The following is a 22,819-nucleotide window of genomic DNA, read 5'->3' on the forward strand; positions in this document are numbered from 1 at the left end:
ATGGGAGTAGGGGGCGGCGCCATGAACAGGATCGAACCGCTTGAGCCCCTGACGGCCAGTGCCGATGCGCTGCCCGTCTCCGTCGCCGATGTCCGCGCGGCGGCGGCGCGAATTTCGGGCTCGATCCTGCGCACGCCCACCGTGGTTAGCAAGACGCTCTCGCAGATGACTGGCGCGACCGTGTATCTCAAGTTCGAGAACCACCAGTTCACCGCCGCCTACAAGGAGCGCGGCGCGCTCAATCGCCTGTTGCTGCTGGACGATGCGTCGCGGTCCAAGGGTGTCATCGCGGCGTCGGCCGGCAACCACGCACAGGGCCTTGCCTATCACGGCGCCAAGCTCGGCGTTCCCGTCACCATAGTCATGCCCATGACGACGCCGCTGGTGAAGGTGATGCAGACCGAGGGTCACGGCGCGACCGTGGTGCTGGAAGGCGAGAAATTCGAGGACGCCTATAATCACGCGCGCAAGCTGGAAGCCGAGCGTGGGCTGACCTTCGTCCACCCCTTCGATGAGCCGGACATCATCGCCGGGCAGGGCACGGTGGCGCTGGAGATGCTGGAGGACGCGCCGGAGATCGACACGCTGGTCATCCCCATCGGCGGCGGCGGGCTCTTCTCTGGCATGGGCACCGCTGCGCGCGGCATCCGCCCGGATATCGAGCTGATCGGCGTTCAGGCCGAACTCTACCCCTCGATGTACGATGTGGTGAAGAGCGCCAACCTGCCATGCGATGGCGATACGCTGGCCGAAGGCATCGCTGTCAAGGAGCCGGGGCAGCTCACGCGCCGCTTCGTCACCGCGCTCGCCAATGATGTGGTGCTCGTGACCGAGCGCGCGCTGGAACAGGCGGTAAGCCTGCTGCTCCAGATCGAGAAGACCGTGGTCGAGGGCGCTGGCGCCGCCGGTCTCGCGGCACTGATCGAGCACAAGCCGCTGTTCGCCGGCAAGACGGTGGGCCTGGTGCTGTGCGGCGGCAATATCGACACCCGCCTGCTCGCCAATGTGCTGCTGCGCGATCTGGCCCGTTCAGGCCGCTTGGCCCGCCTGCGCATCATCATGCAGGATCGCCCCGGCGCGTTGTTCCATGTCGCTCGCATCTTCGATCAGGAGGCGGTGAACATCCTGGAACTCTCCCACCAGCGGATCTTCACTAATCTCCCCGCCAAGGGCCTCACGCTGGATGTGGAATGCGAGACGCGCGACGAAGCCCATCTCCAGCGACTGATGCAGGCGCTGGCTGTGGCGGGCTACGATACCACCCCGGTCGAGCTGGCCTGAAAACGCCGTCGCGCCGGTGACGCGGCTTTGACCGGTCAGGTCAGCGGTGCATCGGGTTCCGGCTGGCTGGCATTTCTAAATGCCAGCGCCGTCTGGAGCGCGTCATCCAACGCGGCCACGCTATAGGGCTTGGTCAGCGTCGTGACGTGCGCGAACGCCTCGGGGTGCAGCGCGCCGCCATAGCCGGTCACGAAGATGCACGGTGTGCCCTTGTCTCGCAGCATTTGCGCCAGCGGATAGCTTTGCTGGCCATGGATGTTCACATCCAGAATGGCGAGGTCCAGCGCCTGTCGGCCGATCAGCTCTGCCGCGCTGTCGAAACTGTGCGCCAGAACGGGGTTCGCGCCGCGATCCAGCAGCTTGTCTTCCAGAACGAGCGCGATGATCGGCTCGTCCTCAACGATCAGGATGGTCAGGTCGTCCAGTCTCATGAAACAATCGATGCGTTGGTGAGCTTTGCCTTGATGGTGCACAGCAGGCCGGTCGGCCGAAAGTCTATGACGACGCCGCTGGCCCGCTCCGTCGAGAAGCCGTGCTCGATGAGGCGCGATCCGAAACCCCGACTTGCGGGTTGCTGGACGGGCGGACCACCGCGTTCTTCCCAACGCAGGTCGATCAATCGGTAATCCTCTTCTTCGTCCTCGATCGTCCAGCTGAGGTCTATGTGACCTTCAGGCACGGACAAAGCCCCATATTTCACAGCATTGGTGCAGAGTTCGTGAATGATCATCGAGAGGGACACTGCCGTCTGCGGCGCGATGGTGAAATCCCGGCCATCGAGATGCACCCGTGCCAGATCCTCGCCGATGGAGGCTTCGGCCGCACTGCGCACGGTCTCGATGAAGCCTGCGGTTTTCCAGTTGCTGGTCGTCAGCAGATTATGGGCCGCCGCCAGCGCCGCGAGCCGCGCATTGAAGGTCTGACGCGGAACCTCGGACCCGGGCATCTGGCGGAATGACTGCATCGCCAAGCCCTGGACGATCGCCAGCGTGTTCTTCACGCGGTGATTGAGCTCGTTCATCAGCAGCGCTTGCCGTTCTTCCGATTCCACCTGGTCGGTCACGTCATGGCCCTGGACGAACACCCCGGAAACAGTCCCGCCTTCGCCCACGGTGGGTTGATAGACGAAGTCGAGGTAGCGCTCCTGCACCTCGGTTCCCTCGTCATTCTGCAGCAGCACCTTGAGGCGGCGCCCGATGAAGGGTTTGCCCGAGCGATAGACCTGATCGAGCAGGTTCAGGAAGCGCTGCCCGCTGACTTCCGGCAGGGCGTCCTTCACCCGCTTGCCCAGCAGATCCCGGCCCCCGACCAGCTTGTGATACGCGGCATTCGCCATGCGGAACTCATGATCCGGCCCGTGCAGAATGGCCACGAAGCCCGGCGCCTGCTCGAACAGGGATTTGAACTGCCCGGCCTCTTCCGCAAGGTCCAGATTGCGCGCCTGCACGGCGTTGGCGCGCTGGATCAGGCCCATTTCATCGCGCATGGCCCGCAGCGTCTGCAGTTCGGTCACGTCGACCGTATGCTGCAGGATGTAGGCGACCTTGCGTGCCTCGTCCGCAAAGGGGGTGTGGGTCGCACTCCAGTAACGCACGTCCATGCCGCCGTCGGGCGTGGGAATGTCGTAGCGGATGAGCGCGATCTCGTCTTGCTTGCCGGAGGCGAAAACCCGCCGGAACGAGGCTTCCAGCTGCCGGTGACTCTCCGAGTCCGGGTCGCTCGGAAAGGCATCGAACATGTTCTGGCCCAGCAGCTTGTCGCGGGTGCGCATGGTCACCTGCAGATAGGCGTCGTTCATCCAGACGATCCGCAGATCGCTATCGAGCAACACATAGGGATTGGGAGAACGCGCCAGCAGGGCCTGAAAATCGATCGTCACGGAGCCCTCGGAAAAGACGGACGGCGGTAGAATCCAGCCCGACAATGCACGATCTTGCGCGTCGGTTGCACAGAGTCAATTTCATTCCACCGGCGCCGCCCAAAGCCCGACGATTTTTGGTCGCATCTGCACGGGCGGCGAAGGCCCGCTGCTCAGAACATCCCGTTCGCGTTCGGCCCGCCGAGCTTCACGTCCTGCGCGACATCCCAATGCTCCACAATGAGGCCGTTCTCGATCCGGAAGATGTCAACCACCGCCCAGCCGCTATCGTCCGGCCAGCGGCGGACGTGATAGTGGACGATGACATGATCGCCATCGGCAAACATGCGCTTCACATCATGCACGCCCTGGGGATGCACCGACCTGATATGGTCGAGAAACGCCTTGAATGGCGCGCGCCCCGTTTCGACCGAGGGATTGTGCTGGATGTAGTCGGGCGCGATGAACCGGTCTACGGCGCCCGAATCCATGGGGTTGAGCACCTCGTCGAAAAGGCCGCGCACCAGCGCCAGATTGGCTTCCTCATCGGCGGTATATCGCATCTCATCGCTCTCCATTGCGGCAGGGGTGCGTTATCGCACTTGTGCTCGTGCATATGCACCGTAAGACCAGCAGGGCAAAGGCCGCAACGGTCTGGCAGAGACAGCGTGGAGGGGAGGGCGACCGACCGGTGGATGAGGCGGACTTCGTCATCGTGGGGGCAGGCAGTGCGGGCTGCGTGCTGGCCAATCGCCTGAGCGCGCAGGCCGGAACCTCCGTCACGCTGCTGGAAGCCGGCGGTGAGTGCCGTCATCCGATCATCGATATGCCGCTCACCTGGATGCAGGCCGCCGCGACCGAGTGCTTCATCTGGGGCAATGAGAGCGAGCCGGACCCGCATATGGGCAATGGCACCCAGCCCATCCCGCGCGGCAAGGCGCTGGGCGGCAGCTCCTCGATCAACGGCACCATGTATATTCGCGGCCATGCGGCGGACTATGATCGCTGGCGCGATATGGGGCTCCCCGGCTGGGGCTTCGATGATGTGCTGCCCTATTTCCGCCGCTCGGAAACCAACTGGCGCGGCGCGGGAGCCGACCATGGCGGGACGGGCGAACTGCACGTCACCGCGATGAAGCCGGACCCGGTGCTGTTCCCGGCGTTCATGCGCACCGCGCGCAATCTGGGCTATGATGAGGAACCGGATTTCAACGTGCCGCGGCCGGAGGGGTTCGGCATCCCCGATTGCACGATCCGCGCAGGGCGTCGGCACAGCACGGTACGGGCGTTCATCGACCCGGTCCGGGGTCGCCCCAATCTGCGGATCGAGACGCACGCGCTCGCCTCGCGCGTCATCATCGGGAATGGCCGGGCGGTCGGGGTCGAGTATCGCAAGGGCGGGACCGTGCGTCAGGTGCGGGCGCGCCGCGAGGTGATCCTGTGCGGCGGCGCGATCAACTCGCCGCAACTGCTCATGCTCTCCGGCATCGGCCCGGCGGCGCATCTGGCCGATATGGGCGTGCAGGTGCTGCGCGATTTGCCGGGCGTGGGCGCCAATCTGCAGGATCATCCGATCGCGCTCAGCTTCTGGCAAGCCGCCGCGCCGGTGACCTTTGACGACCAGTTGCGGCTCGACCGGATCGCGCTGCACGCGGCGCGCTGGGCCTTGTTCGGCACCGGCAACATGGCGCAGAGCCCCATGTCGGTTCAAGGCTTCCTGCGCTCGGGGCCGTTGCAGGATCGGCCGGACCTGCAGTTCCAGATTGTCCACGCAAGCTACGCAGCGCGCCCTTGGTTCCCCGGGTGGCGAAAAGGCGCAGGGCACCAATTCTCGGCCGGCACGCTGCTGCTTAACCCCGAGAGCCGGGGCAGCATCGCGCTGCGGTCGGCCGATCCAGAGGCGCTGCCGAAAATTCACCTGAACTTCCTGAGCGAACAGGGCGATCTTGATCGGCTCTTATGGTCGATGCACTTCATGCGCCGTTTCTTCGCGACAGCGCCGGCCCGTGATCTGGTCGCCGCGGAAGTCGCGCCCGGACCTGATGCTGCGGATGATGCGGCGCTTGAAGGCTGGCTGCGCGCGACGGCGCGGAGCGGGGGCCATCCCGCCTGCACCTGCGCCATGGGCACCGACGATGCTGCCGTGCTGGATGCGCAGTTGCGGGTGCGCGGGGTCGAAAGCCTGCGGGTGGTCGATGCCTCCTCCATGCCGGCGCTGATCCGGGGAAATACCAACGCCCCCGTAATCATGATCGCGGAAAAGGCGGCTGACCTCATTCTGGGCAAGACGGCGCCGGCCGAGCCAGCGCAGCGGTGATGGACGAGCAGGAACGGCCAGACCGGATGAACCGGCGGCGACAGGGTGAGAGGATGGGACCGAGATGAGTCAGAGCGACGCAATTCTGCCGGCGGATGCACAAGCGGACCCGCCGGCGCCTGCCAAGGCGGCCAGCGGATTTCAGATCTACATCGTCGGCCTGCTGAGCTTCATCATCATGGTCATCGATGGCTATGACATCGGGTCGATGCCCGTCATCGTGCCGCATCTGGCGCAGCTTTGGGGGGAGTCACCGGCCTTGTTCGCACCGGCCCTATCCGCCGTGGTCATTGGCTTGGGTCTCGGCGCCTTCTTTCTCGGACCGCTGGGCGACAAGGTCGGGCGGCGCACGACGACCGTTGTGGCGCTGGGCGTTATCAGCTTCGCGACACTCGGCACCTCATGGTCGCAGACGGTCAGTCAGTTGTTCTGGTGGCGCTTGCTCACCGGCACGGCGCTGGGCGCCTGCCTGCCCAATGTGCTGGCGATCCTCGCGGAGGTGATGCCGGCCAAGCGGCGGGCGAGCGCGATGACCATTGTCGGCTGCGGCATTCCGGTCGGGGCAGCCGGTGCCGGCGTCGTGGTGCCATGGCTCACCGCCGGGCGCGGGTGGGAAGCGGCGTTCACCGTCCCGGCGACCTTCATGTTCGTGATCACGATTCTTCTCGCGCTGTTTCTCACGCGTCTGCCGGCGGCTCCCATAGCGGCCAAACCGGCGCGCGAGCGGGCGTGGCACTGGACTGACATTCCCATATTGGCGCCGCTGGGGCGCGGCTATCTGCTGCGCACCACGCTGTTTTCCGCGCTGTTCTGCTTCAACGCCTTGTCCATGTACATGCTGGCGAGCTGGCTGCCGACGGTGCTGCGCGGGGTCGGCTTCAGCTTCGAGACGTCGGCCCATATGGCTTCCATCGTGCAGATCGGCGGACTGGTCGGCGGCCTCATTCTGGCTACGCAGATCGACCGTCACCGCACGATTCCGGCGCTGTTGGTGGGCTATGCGCTGGTGTCGCTCGGCTTGGTGGCGCTGGCGGTGCTGGCGCCGACATTCGCTACCTGGGGTCTGCTCATGCTGATTATCGGCATGGGCGTCGGCGGCGCCCATATCGCCCTGACGGCCGTGGCCGCGAGCATCTACCCGATCACGATGCTGTCTGCCGCCATCGGTCTGGCGGTCGCCGTCGCGCGCGTGGGTGCCATGGCGGGCCCGCTCGTCGGCGGGGCGCTGATCGCTGCCAACATGTCCGCCGGCATGTTCTTTCTGGCGCTGCTGGTGCCGGTCGGCTGCTGCATCCTGTGCGTGCTCGCCTTCTCCAAGGCGCGGATCGCGACCGCGCCCTCCGCTCAGGAGGAGGCTGCAGCCTGAGCGGCCTCTTTCGTATCTGCGCCTTCTGAACTCTCAGAGGCCTCGGCAGTGCTCCCTCGCGGCGGGTGTTCGCTCGTCAGCAGATCGAGGAAGCGCTTCAGCCACCAGCGAATGTCCTGCGTTTCCACGCTGTCCATCATAGCCCGCCAGCGCGTCTTGCGCTCTTCGAGCGGCATGAGCAGCGCCTGGTGCAGCGCGTCGGCCAGTTCTTCCGGGCTGAACGGGTTGACCAGCAGGGCATCCTGCAATTGCTCGGCGGCGCCGGCATAACGGGAGAGGATGAGGACGCCGGGATTTTCCGGGTCTTGCGCCGCGACATATTCCTTCGCGACCAGGTTCATCCCATCCCGCAATGGCGTCACCAGTGCGCCGCGCGCGGAGCGGTACATGCCGGAGAGGGAAAGCCGGTCATAGCCACGGTTCACATAGCGCAACGGCACCCAATGGGCGGTGGCGAACTCGCCGTTAATATGGCCCGACAGCGCATCGAGTTCGCGTCGGATGTCCTGATAGCTGGCGACCTGCTCGCGCGATGGCGGCGCGATCTGGAGGAAGGTGACCTTTTCCTGAAATTCGGGATGGTCCTGCAGCAAGCGGCTGTACCCGTGAAAACGCTGCTCCATGCCCTTGGAATAGTCCAGCCGGTCGACCCCCATGATGAGGTCGCGGCCTTCGAGACTGCGCAGGATGCTTTCGCGCGCTTCATCGGCTTCCGGGGTGGTCGCGCTTTTGGCGAAGTCCCCCGCATCGATGCCGATCGGGCAGGCGACGACCCGCACGGTCCGGTCGCCGATGCGGATCACACCGTCCGATATTTCCGCCTCGGGGAACTGGTCGTGGACATAATAGAGGAAGGAATCGAGCCAGGCCTGGCACTGGAAGCCCAGGAGATCATAGGCGAACAGCGCATTCACCAGCTTGGCGTGGCTCGGCAGGGAGGTCAGCAGGCGCGCGACGGGCCAGGGCGTGTGGAGGAAGAAGCCGGTGCGGTTGGTGACATCGCGTTTGCGCAGTTCCGCGCCGAGCGGGATGAGGTGGTAATCGTGGACCCAGATCAGGTCTTCGGGCGTGATGAGCGGCAGCAGGGTATCGGCGAAGCGCTCGTTCACCCTCGCATAACCGCCCGCGAAGTTGCGCTCGAATTCTGCGAGGTCGGTCCGGTCGTGAAAGAGCGGCCAGAGCGTGCGATTGGCAAAGCCGTTATAATATTCGTCGATATCCTGCGGCTCGAGGTCGACGGTGGCGGTGGTGACGCCATCGCTCTTGCTGAAATTCACATGACCGGTGAACGTCTCGGTTTCATTGCCCGACCAGCCGAACCAGATGCCGTTTGTCTCGCGCAGCGCCGAGGACAGCGCGACCGCAAGGCCGCCCTGATTGGCTTGTCCTTCCCCCGTCGGCGGGCTGACGCGGTTCGACACGATGACGAGGCGAGTCATCTGATGGTACTCCACGGCTTGCTGAGCAGAACGGCGCAGTTGATTAATCCAACCAACGAATAGGTTTGGGGATAGTTGCCCCACAGTTCGCCCGTGGCGGGGTCGATATCCTCCGAGAGCAGTCCGGCGGCGGTGCGACGGCTGAGCATTTCCTCGAACAACACCCGCGCCTCGTCGACCCGTCCGGTGGCGTGCAGCGCCTCAATAAGCCAGAAGGTGCAGACGTTGAAGGCGGTCGAGGGCAGGCCGAAATCGTCCTCGGTGGCATAGCGCAGCATGTGGCTGCCACGACGCAACCCCTGCTCGACGGCCTCGAGCGTGGTCTTGAATCGCGGGTCGCCGGGCGAGAGAAAGCGAAGGTCCAGCAACTGGATGATGCTGGCATCCAGATCGTCGCCGCCGAATGTCGCGGACATCCGGCCTGTGTCTTCCCGCCAAGCCGCATCGATAATGGTCTGGCGCATGCTATCGGCGCGCCCCTGCCAGAAGGCGGCCCGCTCCGGCAGATCGAGCGCGGCGGCGGCATTGGCCAGTCGGTCGCACGCCGCCCAGCACATGGCGGCGGAGTAGGTGTGGACATGGCTGCGGGTGCGCAGCTCCCACAGGCCGGCATCGGGCTTGTCATAGACGTCCCACGCGCGCTCGCCGACGGCCTCAAGCGCGTGAAAATCGTCGGTGCCGCCCATGCGCAGCAGCCGCCGGTCGAAGAAGCTCTGGGTGCTGGAGAGAACGATCTGCCCATAGGCATCGTGCTGGATCTGCTCGGCCGCCTGGTTGCCGACGCGCACCGGCCCCATGCCGCGATAGCCGGCTAACCCCGGCGCGATCCATTCGGTCAGCGTGGCTTCGCCGCCCACGCCGTACAGGGGCTGAATATGGCCACCGCGTGCATTGTCGACGAGGTTGCGCAGATATTCGAGATAGCTCTCCAGAACATCGAGCGCCCCGAGCCGGTTGAGCGCCTGGACGGTGTAATAGGCATCGCGAATCCAGCAGTAGCGATAATCCCAGTTGCGCCCGCTATCGGCATGTTCGGGCAGCGATGTGGTCAGCGCCGCGACGATGGCGCCGGTTTCCTCATGCTGGCACAGCTTGAGCGTGATCGCGGCGCGAATGACCGCCTTCTGCCACTCCACGGGCGTGGCAAGACCCCGCACCCAGCCCTGCCATTCCCGGATCGTCCGGTCGAGCATGGTGTCCAGCGTGATGCGCAGGTCGTCGGCAAAGCTCTCGTCTGGCCCGAGAAAGAAGTGCAGCGGCCGCTCGACCCGGAACAGTCGCTCGTCCTCGATCCAGCCGACGGGCGCCGTCGTCGTCAGGCGCAGGGTCATGTCCGAGAGCATGTAGCGGATGTGATTGGTGCCGCGCGTGCGGTTCGGATCGCGCGCGCCCCAGTCGCGCGCCGGGCGCAGGCGGATTCGGATGCGCGGACTGCCCGCCACCGGCTTGACGATGCGGGCATAAGCGACGGGACGGAACATGCGCCCGCTCCGGTGGAAACGCGGGCAGAAGTCGATGACCTCAATGGCGTTGCCATGCTTGTCCTCATGCCGCGTCACCAGCACCGGCGTGTTGCGCACATAATGCTGCGCCGTCTCCACGCAGTCTTCCAGGTCGATTTCCCAGAAGCCGCGTGCGCCCTCGGCGGCGCGCGGGGCCGGGTCGAGCAGGGAGGAGAAGGCCGGGTCGCCATCCACCCTGGGCACGCAGCCCCAGACGAAGCGGCCGGCCCGGTCGATCAGGGCGGAGACCTGGCAATTGCCGATAGGCCAGAGGTCGAGTGTTGCAGTCATCAGAGCAGGTCCTCCAGCCAGGCATGTACGGCGCGCGGATTGGCAAGCTTGTATTGGGCTGCGGTCGGCCGCCGATCGCCCACGATCACGCCAACGCCGCCAAGCGCCTGCGCGGCGAGAAACGCGGCCTCGTCTGTCTCGTCATCGCCAAGGAACCACGGCGAGGTGCCTGCCATGGGCGCCCGGCTCATCAGGGTACGCACGGCCTTGCCCTTGTCGCCGCCGGGCATCCGCAGTTCCGTCATCATCTTGCCGGGCTGGTAATGGAGGCCGAGGTCGTCAGCGAGGCGGGTGGCGAGGGCGGTGGCTTCCGCCTCGATCTGCGGCGCCATGCGGAAATGCAGCGCGACGCCATAGCTCTTGTCCTCGACGATCACGCCCTCATGCCGGCCGGCGAAGGCGCGAAAGTCCGCGGCGGCTTCGTCCAGTCCCTTGGGCCGCACCGGATGCGCCGCGACGCCGCGCCAGCGATGTTCGCTGCCATGGCTGCCGGACACCGCCAGATCTTGCGCGATGGGGCCGAGAATGGCGTCGATCTGCGCGATGGAGCGCCCACTCACGACCGCCAGACGCCCGTCGAGCCGCGTCGACAGCCGGGCGAGGAGGCTGCGCAGACGCTCGTCTGCGATCACCTCTTCGGGATGGTCGATCAGCTCGAAGAGCGTGCCGTCCAGATCCAGAAACAGGCTGAGATGGTCGAGGGTGTCGATTGAGGGCGCTGGAAGATCGAATGCGGACGGATGCGAAATGGTGATTCCCCTGTCATGCTTTGCGTCATGGTTTGCGTCATGGTTGGGTCCGCCGTGATTGGGTTCGGCGTGGCTCTCGTTGCGAACGCCCGCACATGGGGGCGGGTTCCTGTCTCGCGGCCTGGCCGAAGCGCGGCCGGGTCGCGTTCGTCGTCCGCGCATGATAGCGAGGCGCATGCTCAAGCCAACCCCATCCGCTATTTTGTTCGTCTGTCTCGGCAATATCTGCCGGTCGCCTTTGGCCGAGGCGGCCTTCCGCCACGAGGCGTCGCTGGCGGGCCTTGATGTGACGGCGGACTCGGCAGGCACGGGCGACTGGCATGTCGGGCGGCCGCCCGATCCGCGCGCCCAGGCCACCGCGCTGCGCCATGGCATTGACATCTCGACCTACCGCGCGCGGCAGATCGGGCTGGCGGATTTCCAGCGCTTCGACATGATCTTTGCGCTGGATGCGGACAATCTCGCCAGCCTCCGGCGCCTCGCGCCCGCAGGGCATCGCGCTCATGTCGGCCTGTTGCTGGACATGGTGCCGGGCCGGGAAGGGCAGGCCGTGGCCGACCCCTATTTTGGCGATGAAGCCGGGTTCGATGTGACCTGGCGGGACGTGCAGGCGGCGGCGCGCGCGCTGGTCAGCCGGTTTTGATCTGCGCGTAGAGGCGGTCGATGTCGGCCGGGCGGGCGAGGTCGGTGCCCGGCGTCAGCACCGCTGCAGTGCCACCGGCAATGCCATAGCGGAAGGCATCTTCCACCGGCCAGTCGCTGGCCAGCGCATAGACCATCGCGGCGACGAAGCTGTCCCCCGCGCCGACCGCGCTTTTCGCGTCGATGGGGATGGCGGGGTGATAGACGGTGCTCTCTGCCGTCGCCAGCACCGCCCCTTCATGGCCAAGAGTGACCGCGACATAGCGCGCGCGGCCCGATCGCACGATGTCCTGCGCTGCCGCCGCAATGGCGTCCGGGCCTTTCAGGTCGCGCCCGACGAGCTGCTGCAATTCGCCCTGGCTAGGCTTGACCAGCAGCACATGCTCGCCGCTCAGGCCACCGCGCAGGCCGGCGCCTGAACTGTCGAGCACGAAGCCGATGCCGCGCGGCGCCAGCGCGGCGGCAAGCTGCCCGTAGAAATCCTCCGGCACCCCGGGCGGCAGCGATCCGCTGGCCACGAAATAATCGCACGTCACCTGACTGAGCTGGTCGAGCGCCAGCCGCCATTCGGCCTCCACCACCACCGGCCCCGGCGGTGTGAAGCGATATTCCTTGCCGCTGTCCTTCTCCAGCACCGAGGTTGCGACGCGGGTTTCGCCCTGGATCGGGATCTGCGCGCGCACCAGTTGATGCCGGTCGAGCAAGCCATCGAGCGCCACGCCGGTCGCCCCGCCGGACAGGTAATGCACCCGCGCATTGCCGCCCAGCCGCACGAACACGCGGGCGACATTGATGCCGCCGCCGCCGGGATTATGATATTCGCCAGCCGTCCGCATCTTGTGCGTGGCAAATACCTTGTCGACCTCATAGGCCACATCGATGGTGGGATTGAGGGTGAGCGTGGCGATGTTCTTCATGCGCATGGGCTAGCAGGATGCGCGCGGTGATCAAAGCCGTGCCGCGCTGTGCGGCAGCCGGTTGCATTGGTGGAGCAGGCGCGGCACGATGACGAGCAGGGCGTTTACGCGCCTGGCAGCGCGAATTATGACAAGATAAGTTCGATTCGAATTGTTAGTTAGGTCAACTAAAGTTAGACATTGAACCAACGGAGCGGGTGACGCGACATTCGGCGCAAGATCGAATGGGCATCACTTGTTTGCTGGACTCCATCTGGGGTTCGGAAGGGAGAGTATGGCTGGAGATGCTGCGGACGGCCCGAATGACCATGGCCTGGATGATGGCGGCCCGCCACCATCTGCCGGGCCGGTGAGGCAGCGCCTCGGGGTGCTTCGGCAACTCCTGCTGGCGCTACTCTGCCTTCCGCTGCTGCTGACGATCAGTTCCGCCAGCGTTCAGGCCGTGCCGGGCGGCAATGAGCTGATCTCCAGCCATGCCTATGCGGTGTTCGGCACCCCCAAATACGGCCCCGGCTTCAAGCATTTCGACTATGCCGATCCCAAGGCGCCCAAGGGCGGCACGCTGCGGGTGGCCTATATTGGTGGCTTCGACAGTCTCAATCTCATGGCCCTGCTTGGCACGCCGCCCATCGGCATGATGCAGGTCTATGAGCCGCTGATGCGGCGCAGTTCGGACGAGCCGGCGATGCGCTACGCGCTGGTCGCTGAGTCGATCACCTATCCCAAAGATATTTCATGGATGGATTTCCATCTCGATCCCCGCGCGCGCTGGCATGATGGTGTGCCGATCACGCCCGAGGACATCATCTTCACCATCGATCAGGCCAAGGGCCTGGTGACGCCCTCTCTCAAGCGCCTTGAACAGGCCGTGACGCGTGCGGAAAAGCGCGGGCCGCACACGGTGCGCGTCTATTTCACCCAGCCCAATAATCCCACGCTGCCGACGGTGGTGATGGATATGTGGCTGCTCCCCCGCCATTATTACGCGAAGCACCCGCTCAACGCCGCCTCGCTCGACCGCCCCTTGGGCAGCGGCCCCTATAAGGTCGGCCGTTTCAGCCAGGGGCGCTGGATCGAATATGAGCGCGTGAAGGATTATTGGGCCAAGGATCTGGCGGTCAACAAGGGCCGCTACAACTTCGACATCATCCGGCACGATTATTACCGGGACCAGACGGTGGCCTATGAGGCCTTTCTCGCCGGCAATGTCGACTTCCGGCAGGAAACGAGCGCGGTCCGCTGGGCAAGCGAGAAGCAGTTGCCGGCCTTCCGCGCGGGCCAGATCAAGCGGCAGGTCATCGATTACCGCAGCCCGTCCTTCTATCTGGGCATCGTCATGAACACGCGGCGGCCCGCGCTGGCGGATCGCCAATTGCGGCGCGCGCTGATGCTGGCCTATGATTTCGAGTGGGTGCGCCGGACCCTGCTCGCCGGGCATCATGGCCGCCTGCACAGCTTCTACACCAACAGCGAGTTTGCGGCCGAGGGCTTGCCTCAGGGCCGGGAGCTGGAGCTGCTCCAATCCGTGCGGGACGAGGTGCCGGGCGAGGTGTTCACCAAGGCGCCGGACCTGCCGGTTGGCGGGAACTGGCGCAACCGCCGGGCCAACCTCATCGAAGCAGTGCGGATCCTGCGGGCGGCGGGCTATCGCTATCAGGACGGCCGGCTGATCGACAAGACAACCGGTCGCCCCATGGCGCTCGAGCTGATCAGCTATTCCCCGCTGATGGACCGGCAGGTTTCGCTCTTTGTCGAGAATGCGCGGCAGCTTGGCATCGCCATCAGTTTCCGCTCGTTCGACAGTGCGCAATTCCGGCATCGGCTGCGTCATTATGATTATGATCTGCTGCTCAACATCCCGATGTTCCCCGGCCATGAAACGCCGAGCATCGGCCAGACACTGATCTGGGGGTCGCACGCTGCGGATCAGCCGCAATCGCTGAACTATCCGGGCGTCAAGAATCCGGCCGTCGACAAGATGCTCGCGCAGATGATCACCGCGACGGACAGGGAGACCGTGGTCGGCGCGATGCGGGCGCTCGATCGCATCCTGCTGTGGAATTTCTACGCCATACCCTTCCAGCATGATTACCCGGCGCCGGTGGGGCAGATGCCGATCACCTATTGGGACCGCTTCGGCATGCCGAAAAAGCAGCCCGCCTATAATTTCCCGATTATGACGCTGGATACGTGGTGGGCCGACCCCGGCAAGACGGCCGGGCACGCACAAGGACAGTCATTATGACGGCGCTCTGGTCCTATGTCGCCCGCCGGCTCCTGCTGATGGTGCCGACGCTGATCGGCATCGTCACGATCACCTTCATCATCATCCAGTTCGTGCCCGGCGGCCCGATCGACCAGATTCAGGCGCGGTTCGCCGGCACCGCGATGGACGCGACGGCCACCATCGGCGGCAGCGTCGATACGGGGGCGAGCAGCGGCATCATGCCCACTGGCGAGCTGGACCCGGCGATGGTGAAGGAGTTGGAGAAGCTCTACGGTTTCGACAAGCCGGTGCTCTATCGCTACTTCAAGATGCTCGGCGATTTCGCGCGGTTCGAGTTCGGCAATAGCTATTACAAGGACCAGCCGGTGATCGATCTGATCATCGAAAAACTGCCGGTGTCGATCTCGCTGGGCCTCTGGACCACGCTCATCACCTATCTCGTCGCCATTCCGCTCGGCATCCGCAAGGCCGTGCGCGCGGGCACCGCGTTCGATGCCTGGTCGAGCTTCTTCGTCACCATCGGCTATGCCATTCCCGGCTTCCTCTTCGCGGTGCTGCTGGTCGTGCTGTTCGCCGGCGGTACATTCTGGAGCATCTTCCCGGCGCGGGGGCTGGTCTCGGACAATTGGGAGGAGCTCTCGCTCATCGGCAAGGTGCTCGATTATCTGTGGCACATCACCCTGCCGGTCGCCGCGATGGTCATCGGCGCCTTCGCCAACCTGACCATGCTCACTAAGAATTCGATCCTGGATGAGGTCGGCAAGCAATATGTGACGACGGCGCGAGCCAAGGGCCTCTCAGAGAACGGCGTGCTCTATGGCCATGTCTTCCGCAACGCGATGCTCATCGTGATCGCCGGCTTTCCTGCTGCCTTCGTCAGCGTGCTGTTCACCTCCTCGCTGCTGATCGAGGTGATCTTCTCGCTGGATGGCCTTGGGCTGCTCGGCTTCGAGGCGACGATCAACCGGGATTATCCCGTGATGCTTGGCTCGCTGTTCATCTTCTCGCTCCTCGGCCTGCTGACCAATCTGCTCGGTGACGTCACCTATGTGCTGGTCGACCCCCGCATCGATTTCGAAAGGCGGGACGTCTGATGAACGCCGAAACGCCCGTCGCAGCCCCGGCCGTTCATCCCCGGCCTTTGCGCCCGATCAGCCGGATGAGCCCGCTCACGCGCCGGCGCTGGGCCAATTTCAAGGCCAATAAGCGCGGCTATTGGAGCCTGTGGATCTTCCTTGCGCTCTATGCGGTGACGCTGTGCGCGGAGCTGATCGCCAATGATAAGCCCATCTTGCTGAGCTATCGCGGCGAGATTTATGCGCCAGTGCTGCGCGCCTATCCCGAGACGACATTCGGCGGCGTGTTCGAGACGGAGGCCAATTATCAGGACCCCGCCGTGCGGGCGATGATCGCGGACGGCGACGGCTGGGCGATCTGGCCGATCATCCCCTACAGCTACCGGACGATCGACTATGATATCCCCGTCACCGCGCCGTCGCCGCCATCCGCACGCCATTGGCTGGGCACGGACGACCAAGCGCGCGATGTGCTGGCGCGCATCATCTACGGCTTCCGCCTCTCGGTGACCTTCGGCCTGCTGCTCACCTTCTTTAGCTCCATCATCGGCATCACCGCCGGTGCCATCCAGGGCTATTTCGGCGGTTGGACGGACCTTATTTTCCAGCGCTGCATCGAGATCGTGCAGAGCCTGCCGATGCTCTACCTGCTGATCATCATGGCCAGCTTCCTCACGCCCAGCTTCTTCACGCTGCTCGGCGTGCTGCTGCTGGTGAGCTGGATGACGCTGGTGCACGTCGTGCGCGCCGAGTTCCTGCGCGCGCGTAATCTCGATTATGTCCGCGCCGCCCGGGCGCTTGGCCTTGGCAACCGCACGATCATGTTCCGGCACATCCTGCCCAATGCGATGGTGGCGACCATCACCTTCCTGCCGTTCATCGTCTCCTCGTCGATCACCATCCTTACCGCGCTGGATTTTCTCGGCTTCGGCATGCCGCGCGGATCGCCCTCGATCGGCGAACTGCTCAACCAGGCGAAGAACAATCTCTATGCGCCGTGGCTCGGCATTGGGGGGTTCGCGGTCATGGCCACCATGCTCTCGCTGCTCATCTTCATCGGCGAAGCGGCGCGGGATGCATTCGATCCAAGGAAATCGACATGAGCGCCACGGACACGCCCCTGCTTGTGGTCGACAGGCTGTGCTGCTCGTTCCGCTCGGAAGGCCGCATCGTCGAGGCGGTCAAGGACGTGTCCTTCACGCTGGAGAAGGGCCAGACGCTGGCGCTGGTCGGCGAGTCCGGCTCGGGCAAGTCGACCGCTGCCATGTCGATCCTGCAATTGCTGCCCTATCCGGTGGCGTTCCACCCATCGGGCTCGATCCGGCTGGACGGGCAGGAGATCGTCGGCGCCAGCGAGCGCACGATGCAGACGCTGCGCGGCGCCCGCATCGCGCTGATCCCGCAGGAGCCGCTGACCGCCCTCAACCCGCTTCACACCATCGATCGGCAGATCATCGAGGCGATGAAGCTGCACGATCCCGCGATCAGCCGGGCGGCGGCGGTCGCCAAGACCATCGACCTGCTCAAGCTGGTCGGTCTGCGCGATGCCGAGAAGCGCCTCAAATCCTATCCCCACCAGCTCTCCGGCGGGCAGCGCCAGCGCATCATGATCGCGATGGCGCTGGCCAACGAGCCGGACCTGCTGATTGCCGACGAGCCGACCACCGCGCTCGACGTGACCGTGCAGGCGCAGGTGCTCGATCTGCTCAAGGATCTCCAGCAGCGCCTCGGCATGGCGATGCTGCTCATCACCCATGATCTGGGCGTGGTGCGCAAGATGGCCGAGCGCGTCTGCGTGATGACACAGGGCGAGGTGGTGGAGGCCGGCGACACCAGCGCGGTGTTCGATAATCCCCAGAACGCCTACACCCGCAAGCTGCTGGACGCGACGCCGCGCGGCGAACCACTCAAGATCGAGGGCGATCCCGCGCCGCTGGTGCGCACCGAGGATCTGAAGGTCCATTTCCCGATCAAGGGCTGGTTCGGCAAGCCGCGCGCCTTCGTGAAGGCCGTGGACGGGGTGACGCTCTCGATCCCGCGCGGGCATACGCTCGGCGTCGTCGGCGAGTCCGGCTCGGGCAAGAGCACGCTCGGCCTTGCGCTGCTGCGCATCAGCCGCTCGGAAGGGCCGATCTGGTTCGAGGACGAGCCGCTGCACGAGCGCAACTGGAAGCAGATGCGCCCCCTGCGCAAGCGGATGCAGATCGTCTTTCAGGACCCCTTCGCCAGCCTCAGCCCCAAGATGACCATTGGCCAGATCGTCGGCGAGGGGTTGCCGATCCACCGACCCGACCTGACGCCAGCGGAGCGCTACGAGGCCGTCGCGACGATGATCGAGGAAGTCGGCCTCTCGACGGCGGTGCTGGATCGCTACCCGCACGAATTCTCCGGCGGCCAGCGCCAGCGCATCGCCATCGCCCGCGCGATCATCCTGCGGCCCGATCTCGTGATCCTCGACGAGCCCACCTCCGCGCTCGACATGTCCGTGCAGGCCCAGATCGTCGACCTGCTGCGCAACCTGCAGGCGAGCCATGGCCTGACCTATCTGTTCATCAGCCACGACCTCAAGGTCGTCCGCGCCCTCGCGCATGAAGTGGTGGTGATGCGCAATGGCAAGATCGTGGAGCAGGGCTCCTCGCAGCAAATCTTCAACGCGCCGCAGACGGACTATACGCGCGACCTCATCGCCGCCGCGCTGGAACTGCGGGCGCGGGCGGCGGCGTGATGGGGTTAGCAAGCCCGAACTGAGTGAGTGTGCGTTTGGAAATGTGGGGCTCGCATACCTGAATGGCCGCTTTGTCTTGGGAAGCGGACATTAGGGGGATTACCAATTCTTGCCGCTTTAGGCTGACTAGTCCATATGAAACGGACTGGTTGGGGAAGGTTGTTCGGTCATGCGGAGAGGTGCTTTATTGGTGTTAGCGTTTGGTGTGCTTTTGCTTGATCAAGCATCTCAGGCCAAACAGAAGTATGCTTCCCCACCGCAGTTGTCCGGCGGTAGGTCGTTCATGACTGACGATGACTACCCTGCTGCAGCGCTGAGGCTAGGTCAGCAGGGCGTGGCTAAGATCACAATTCAAATCGATTCGAAAGGTAAACCCAAGGGCTGCCGCATTATTGAGAGCAGTGGTTCTGCCAGCCTTGACGAGGCATCATGTGCTATGTTCTCGAAGCTGAGATTTAAGCCTGCCCAGCGTGAAAACGGAAAGTCTGTCGAAGGCGAATTCGTTCGGAACGTGAGTTGGAATTTGCCCGGACGCTGACTTGGCCACGAAGGGCCGTCAATTTCAAACTCCCGAACGTCCGCTAAGTCGTCGTGTCTGGACAGGCCGCTTGTAAACCCAACGGTCGGGTGCCTGCCATGACCGCTTTGGAGCGTTAACAAGAGGTCGACGAACGGAAAGCTTGGCTTGGTGAGCCGGCATCAACAGGGGGCATGCCAATACACGCCATGCCCCAGTTCCGACCAGCACTCGACGAGCATCGTCAGGTCCTGCTTGTCCCAAGCGAAACCATAGCCCCAGCCACCATCGAAGGATGGCGTTGTCGCAATATCCACCATCCCTGGGTAGACTGTGACTGAATAAGGCTTCAACCTCGCTATTGCAGGTGGCCACTTATCTTTTGGGATGTCGACGGAACGCTCTGAAGCACGAAGCGGATAGGCCCCCACCAAATGTCGAGAATCGGCTGCGATTGACTTCAGCTGCGCCTGATCATGGATCGGGTGCGGGAGTAAGCAATATACTGCCAGCGCGCCTAAAGCGATGATTGGGAGGATAACGCGTATGCACACTTTCACTCAAGCCTCCCCATCCCTGGCCGGTCACGCCAGATGCCCCCGAGTTTACGGATCCTTCGAGTGCCCGCAACGGCGTCTCGTCTGGGCGGACCACTCTTGCCCGTGACCTGCAAACTCCAACCCCTCTGCCCCCCGCCACCCCAGGCAAGGATCAATGCCGTTCCGTGCATTGTTGGCGGCGCCACTGCTCGCTAGCCTCCCGCCGTTTAATGTGATGTGAGGGAGAAGAGGATGTCGGCATTCAATCGGGCGATGAGCCATGGCAGCGCGAGCCGGCGTGGGCGCGGCGTCCTGTTGGCCGGTCTCTCGCTTCTGGTCGCCAGCACCTCGGCCTGCACCCAGGCGGACACGCCCGTGGCTTCGGCGTCGGCGGCTTCCGCGACTGTGGCGCAGGCTGGCCCGATCCGCGCCTTCGGCAATCTCACCGTGTTCGAGTTCGCGCCGCTCTTCATCGCCGCTGAATCCTATTATCCCGCGCCTGTCACGGTGGGGCGCGGGAGCGTCGCCAATCTCGTGGGCGAGCCCGGCGCGACGCCGGATGACAGCAGCGCGCCGGCCGACATCGCGACCAATGCGGAGACGCAGGCGCTGCGCTATTCGCTGCGCAATCCGGACATGCGGATCGTCATGACCGTGACCGAGGGACTGTACCGCATCGTCGCGCGCAAGTCGGCCGGCATCAATTCGCTGGCTGACCTCAAGGGCAAGCGGATCGCGACCATTTCCGTCACTTCGTCCGGATTCTTCACCCAGAAGATGCTGAAAACCGTCGGCCTTTCCAGCGACGATGTCACCATGGTCGGCATGAAGCTGCCGGACATGCCTCAGGCGCTGGCCGACCGGAAGGTCGATGCCGTGGCGATCTGGGAGCCGGAAGTCGAACGCGCCGCGCAGGCCATCGGCGATGATTCCATCGAGTTCAGCGGCAAGGGCGTCTATCGCGAGCTGTTCAATCTCAACACAACCGCGGGCGCGCTGGCCAACCCGCAGATGCGGCGGAACATCGTCGTTATGGTCCGCGCGATCATCGATGCCACGCAGGAGGTCCGCCGCAATCCCGCACGGGCGCAGGAGCTGGTGGCGCAGAACAGCGGCTATCCGCTCGAGCTGGTCAAGCAGAGCTGGTCCCACCACAACTGGCTGGCGGACTGGACCGGCGACCTGCTGGACGTGCTGGAGGAAGAGGAAGCCTGGCTCGCCAAACAGGACAAGCGCACGCCCCGCACCCGCGCGCAACTCGCGACGCTGATCGACACGAGCGTGCTGGAAGAAGCCAAGGCTCTGCCACCGCTGCCCAAGCGGAAGTGAGGGCTCGTCGTTTCATGGCGCGCTGAGATTCGCGACAAAAAGTTCTCGAGGAGGGCCACGCCGGGAAAAAACTCGGCTTCCTTGGACACTCGCCGTTCTGAAACAAGACAAAAGTGGTGGCTCCTTTCAGCTCAATCGGCTTGACCCTGCCGCCTGCGAACGCCCAAACAAACATCCGAGTTCACCGGGTGGGGGTTGCATTGCAGTACCATTTTCGAGGCTGCTTCATAGCGGTCTGCACGTTGCTGACAGCGTGTGGCGGCGGCGGTGTCAACAGCACGCCTGCGCCTTCTCCAACTCCGTCGCCTTCACCGACACCCGCCCCGGCGCCGTCCGCCGCCGCCCTTGTTCGTCCTGCACCGCCAACCTCTTTGCCGGCAGCAACTAGCGGAACGCTGATGGAGGCTTTGGGGCAGACGCAAGACTTTCGGTCCGGTTCTGTCGAAGTTGATATCAATTACTACGATGAGACCCTCCGAACGCGACACAGCCCTTATCAATCTTCAAGCGCGGCTCGGCTCTATGTCGACCCTCGCGCGGGTGGTCGATATGCACTGTACAACATTCTGGCCAGTGGTCAGATTCACGCGCCCAACCTCTCGGGAGGGGACATCGGCTGGAGCGACAGCGCTGCGGATGGCACGCGTGTCCTGTGGTTCAGGCAGCCGGACTATGCAGACCCGCTGAGACCCGATCTGAGGCTTTCCTATGTGAGTTACGGCGGATGGGAGTTCATCTCTCGCGACACGAGTTTCGGAACTCCGCAGCGGCGCGTGAATGCCTATTTCTACTTCGGCGTGCCGACCACGGCTGGAGATTTGCCGATCGGTGGCAGCGGCACATACGAAGGATTTGCGGAAGGCATCCTCTACGATCGCGTGGGCGAGTATAGCCTGAGCGGCAAAGCGAGCCTGACGGCAAACTTTAGCGATCAAAGCTTCTCGACGTTCTTGCAGCTTTCCGGGCTTAGCAGCGTCTCTGGAGCTTCCGTCTCCCTCCCGTCTCTCAACGGAACTGGTCATATCGGAGCAGGCAACACGTTTCAGGGCACCTGGGACGGCGGCACTTATCAAGGGTCCATTCTCGGCGGCTTCTTCGGTCCTGACGGTGGAGAGTTCGGCTATACTTTTGCGATCAATAATGCCGACCTTAACTCGCTCGGCGGGGGTGTCGTCACGGGTGCTCTCAAGCAGTATGTCGCGCCTCCACCGCCTCCTCCGCCCCCGCCTCCGGGCAGCACCTTCCCGCTGCAAGGCGCCACGACATTTGACCTCATCAGCTCGCCCCTAAGCTATGCGAGAGAGACCAATTACAGTCCTCCGGTGTATGACGATAACGCACCCGCGGCGACTTCGATCACCGTCACGCCCGACTATCAAACTGGCACTTACACCATCACGACTGACAGCATCTCGGCGAGCTTCACCGGAGAGGATCTCGCTCAAGCCCCCGATCCTACAAAAACCTCCATCTCATTCCGAAAGGTCAGCGAAGCCGAGCGTGGAAAAAGCATTGCGTTATTCAACAACCTGACGCCGCAATTAGGTACCAACAAAGCGGAGCTACAGTTCCACTACCTCAGCTATGGCGAATGGACGCAGGTTGGGGTCGGATATAATGCGTTTCTCTACGGCTCTCCGTCAAGCTCGGATGAAATGCCGCGAACCGGCACAGCCAGCTATGCTTTGCATGTCAGGGGGCAAGGATTTGTCGGCAGAAGTACGGCGATCCTCGGAGATGGCCGTCTGGACGCTGATTTCGACTCTGGCAGGATTTATACGGAGCTGAAACTGATCGATTACTGGACGCTTGGGGCAGACACCCCCTTTGGTGATTTTACAGGTACGGCTACGATTTCCTCGGACGGTCCGACCTTCCAAGGTAGTCTTTCTTCCTACAACACCAACTTTTCAGGAGATTTTCACGGTTCATTCTATGGGCCTGATGCTGCCGAGGTCGGTTATGCGTTCTCGCTCACCAGCCCTGCGACGCCCTCCTCGCCGGAAGGCCGCATTGCTGGTGTGGCCGTCGGTAACCGCTGATC

18 protein-coding genes are annotated in these 22,819 nt (G+C 64.0%); 11 read left to right on the forward strand and 7 right to left on the reverse strand.

The window, feature by feature from the left end:
- The first annotated feature begins 21 nt into the window (after positions 1-21).
- A complete protein-coding gene (locus tag M2336_RS07460; RefSeq protein ID WP_181558795.1) occupies positions 22-1,281 on the forward strand; it encodes a threonine ammonia-lyase in 1,260 nt (419 codons plus the stop codon).
- A gap of 35 nt (positions 1,282-1,316) precedes the next feature.
- Here the strand turns inward: M2336_RS07460 and M2336_RS07465 are convergent, their stop codons facing one another.
- The 3 genes from M2336_RS07465 to M2336_RS07475 form a co-directional block, all read right to left on the reverse strand.
- Complete coding sequence (locus M2336_RS07465; protein WP_264574522.1) at positions 1,317-1,712, reverse strand: response regulator; 396 nt, start codon at positions 1,710-1,712, stop codon at positions 1,317-1,319.
- Positions 1,709-3,160: a sensor histidine kinase gene (locus M2336_RS07470; protein ID WP_264574523.1), complete on the reverse strand. Its 1,452-nt coding sequence runs from the start codon at positions 3,158-3,160 to the stop codon at positions 1,709-1,711. Before M2336_RS07470 ends, M2336_RS07465 begins: the two co-directional genes overlap by 4 nt.
- 152 nt (positions 3,161-3,312) lie before the next feature.
- Positions 3,313-3,702 (reverse strand): nuclear transport factor 2 family protein, encoded by a 390-nt coding sequence (locus M2336_RS07475; RefSeq protein ID WP_264574524.1) that lies wholly within the window; start codon positions 3,700-3,702, stop codon positions 3,313-3,315.
- Positions 3,703-3,755: 53 nt separating this feature from the next.
- Here M2336_RS07475 and M2336_RS07480 point away from each other — a divergent pair, with 53 nt between their 5' ends.
- The gene (locus M2336_RS07480) at positions 3,756-5,456 is read left to right on the forward strand and encodes a GMC family oxidoreductase (RefSeq protein WP_264592765.1); all 1,701 of its coding nucleotides are present in this window, start codon (positions 3,756-3,758) and stop codon (positions 5,454-5,456) included.
- A 64-nt stretch (positions 5,457-5,520) separates the two neighbouring features.
- Positions 5,521-6,822, forward strand: a complete 1,302-nt coding sequence (locus M2336_RS07485) for an MFS transporter (RefSeq protein ID WP_264574526.1) — start codon at positions 5,521-5,523, stop codon at positions 6,820-6,822.
- Here M2336_RS07485 and M2336_RS07490 read toward each other — a convergent pair.
- From M2336_RS07490 to otsB, 3 genes are read right to left on the reverse strand one after another with little or no spacing between them, the layout of a single operon-like run.
- Entirely contained in the window at positions 6,801-8,261 is a 1,461-nt protein-coding gene (locus tag M2336_RS07490) for an alpha,alpha-trehalose-phosphate synthase (UDP-forming) (RefSeq protein WP_264592766.1), read from the reverse strand. The two genes, M2336_RS07485 and M2336_RS07490, sit on opposite strands and share 22 nt — an antisense overlap.
- The gene (locus M2336_RS07495) at positions 8,258-10,054 is read right to left on the reverse strand and encodes a glycoside hydrolase family 15 protein (protein ID WP_264574528.1); all 1,797 of its coding nucleotides are present in this window, start codon (positions 10,052-10,054) and stop codon (positions 8,258-8,260) included. The genes M2336_RS07490 and M2336_RS07495 overlap by 4 nt, the downstream gene beginning before the upstream one ends.
- Positions 10,054-10,965, reverse strand: coding sequence for a trehalose-phosphatase (gene otsB, locus M2336_RS07500; RefSeq protein ID WP_264574529.1), 912 nt, complete (start codon positions 10,963-10,965; stop codon positions 10,054-10,056). Before otsB ends, M2336_RS07495 begins: the two co-directional genes overlap by 1 nt.
- Positions 10,966-10,978: 13 nt before the next feature.
- Between otsB and M2336_RS07505 the strand changes: the two genes are divergently transcribed.
- Positions 10,979-11,446, forward strand: a complete 468-nt coding sequence (locus M2336_RS07505; RefSeq protein WP_264574530.1) for a low molecular weight protein-tyrosine-phosphatase — start codon at positions 10,979-10,981, stop codon at positions 11,444-11,446.
- Here M2336_RS07505 and M2336_RS07510 read toward each other — a convergent pair.
- The gene (locus tag M2336_RS07510; protein ID WP_264574531.1) at positions 11,433-12,362 is read right to left on the reverse strand and encodes a 1-phosphofructokinase family hexose kinase; all 930 of its coding nucleotides are present in this window, start codon (positions 12,360-12,362) and stop codon (positions 11,433-11,435) included. The genes M2336_RS07505 and M2336_RS07510 overlap by 14 nt on opposite strands.
- Positions 12,363-12,636: 274 nt before the next feature.
- Here M2336_RS07510 and M2336_RS07515 point away from each other — a divergent pair, with 274 nt between their 5' ends.
- The 7 genes from M2336_RS07515 to M2336_RS07545 all read left to right on the forward strand — a co-directional run bounded on the left by M2336_RS07515 (position 12,637) and on the right by M2336_RS07545 (position 22,817).
- Entirely contained in the window at positions 12,637-14,607 is a 1,971-nt protein-coding gene (locus M2336_RS07515; protein WP_264574532.1) for an extracellular solute-binding protein, read from the forward strand.
- Entirely contained in the window at positions 14,604-15,683 is a 1,080-nt protein-coding gene (locus tag M2336_RS07520; protein WP_181558805.1) for a microcin C ABC transporter permease YejB, read from the forward strand. The genes M2336_RS07515 and M2336_RS07520 overlap by 4 nt, the downstream gene beginning before the upstream one ends.
- 65 nt (positions 15,684-15,748) lie before the next feature.
- Complete coding sequence (locus tag M2336_RS07525) at positions 15,749-16,768, forward strand: ABC transporter permease (protein ID WP_413715986.1); 1,020 nt, start codon at positions 15,749-15,751, stop codon at positions 16,766-16,768.
- Positions 16,765-18,390 (forward strand): ABC transporter ATP-binding protein, encoded by a 1,626-nt coding sequence (locus M2336_RS07530; protein ID WP_264574534.1) that lies wholly within the window; start codon positions 16,765-16,767, stop codon positions 18,388-18,390. The genes M2336_RS07525 and M2336_RS07530 overlap by 4 nt, the downstream gene beginning before the upstream one ends.
- A 283-nt stretch (positions 18,391-18,673) precedes the next feature.
- Entirely contained in the window at positions 18,674-18,928 is a 255-nt protein-coding gene (locus M2336_RS07535; RefSeq protein WP_264574535.1) for an energy transducer TonB, read from the forward strand.
- A 770-nt stretch (positions 18,929-19,698) separates the two neighbouring features.
- Positions 19,699-20,775, forward strand: coding sequence for an ABC transporter substrate-binding protein (locus M2336_RS07540; protein WP_264574536.1), 1,077 nt, complete (start codon positions 19,699-19,701; stop codon positions 20,773-20,775).
- 398 nt (positions 20,776-21,173) lie between these two features.
- Positions 21,174-22,817 (forward strand): transferrin-binding protein-like solute binding protein, encoded by a 1,644-nt coding sequence (locus tag M2336_RS07545; RefSeq protein WP_264574537.1) that lies wholly within the window; start codon positions 21,174-21,176, stop codon positions 22,815-22,817.
- The last annotated feature ends 2 nt before the right edge of the window (positions 22,818-22,819 follow it).

Origin of the sequence: Sphingobium sp. B1D7B, assembly GCF_025961965.1 — a bacterium.
Taxonomy (GTDB): Bacteria; Pseudomonadota; Alphaproteobacteria; order Sphingomonadales; family Sphingomonadaceae; genus Sphingobium.

Excerpts from the sequence above, each read along its gene's own strand:
- M2336_RS07530 (WP_264574534.1), top strand. The coding sequence starts at position 16,765 with ATGAGCGCCACGGACACGCCCCTGCTTGTGGTCGACAGGCTGTGCTGC.
- M2336_RS07520 (WP_181558805.1), top strand. The coding sequence starts at position 14,604 with ATGACGGCGCTCTGGTCCTATGTCGCCCGCCGGCTCCTGCTGATGGTG.
- M2336_RS07485 (WP_264574526.1), top strand. The coding sequence starts at position 5,521 with ATGAGTCAGAGCGACGCAATTCTGCCGGCGGATGCACAAGCGGACCCG.
- M2336_RS07480 (WP_264592765.1), top strand. The coding sequence starts at position 3,756 with ATGCACCGTAAGACCAGCAGGGCAAAGGCCGCAACGGTCTGGCAGAGA.
- otsB (WP_264574529.1), bottom strand. The coding sequence starts at position 10,965 with ATGCGCGGACGACGAACGCGACCCGGCCGCGCTTCGGCCAGGCCGCGA.
- M2336_RS07540 (WP_264574536.1), top strand. The coding sequence starts at position 19,699 with ATGTCGGCATTCAATCGGGCGATGAGCCATGGCAGCGCGAGCCGGCGT.
- M2336_RS07505 (WP_264574530.1), top strand. The coding sequence starts at position 10,979 with ATGCTCAAGCCAACCCCATCCGCTATTTTGTTCGTCTGTCTCGGCAAT.
- M2336_RS07535 (WP_264574535.1), top strand. The coding sequence starts at position 18,674 with ATGACTGACGATGACTACCCTGCTGCAGCGCTGAGGCTAGGTCAGCAG.
- M2336_RS07490 (WP_264592766.1), bottom strand. The coding sequence starts at position 8,261 with ATGACTCGCCTCGTCATCGTGTCGAACCGCGTCAGCCCGCCGACGGGG.
- M2336_RS07525 (WP_413715986.1), top strand. The coding sequence starts at position 15,749 with ATGAGCCCGCTCACGCGCCGGCGCTGGGCCAATTTCAAGGCCAATAAG.
- M2336_RS07460 (WP_181558795.1), top strand. The coding sequence starts at position 22 with ATGAACAGGATCGAACCGCTTGAGCCCCTGACGGCCAGTGCCGATGCG.
- M2336_RS07495 (WP_264574528.1), bottom strand. The coding sequence starts at position 10,054 with ATGACTGCAACACTCGACCTCTGGCCTATCGGCAATTGCCAGGTCTCC.
- M2336_RS07515 (WP_264574532.1), top strand. The coding sequence starts at position 12,637 with ATGGCTGGAGATGCTGCGGACGGCCCGAATGACCATGGCCTGGATGAT.
- M2336_RS07465 (WP_264574522.1), bottom strand. The coding sequence starts at position 1,712 with ATGAGACTGGACGACCTGACCATCCTGATCGTTGAGGACGAGCCGATC.
- M2336_RS07545 (WP_264574537.1), top strand. The coding sequence starts at position 21,174 with ATGGAGGCTTTGGGGCAGACGCAAGACTTTCGGTCCGGTTCTGTCGAA.
- M2336_RS07510 (WP_264574531.1), bottom strand. The coding sequence starts at position 12,362 with ATGAAGAACATCGCCACGCTCACCCTCAATCCCACCATCGATGTGGCC.
- M2336_RS07475 (WP_264574524.1), bottom strand. The coding sequence starts at position 3,702 with ATGCGATATACCGCCGATGAGGAAGCCAATCTGGCGCTGGTGCGCGGC.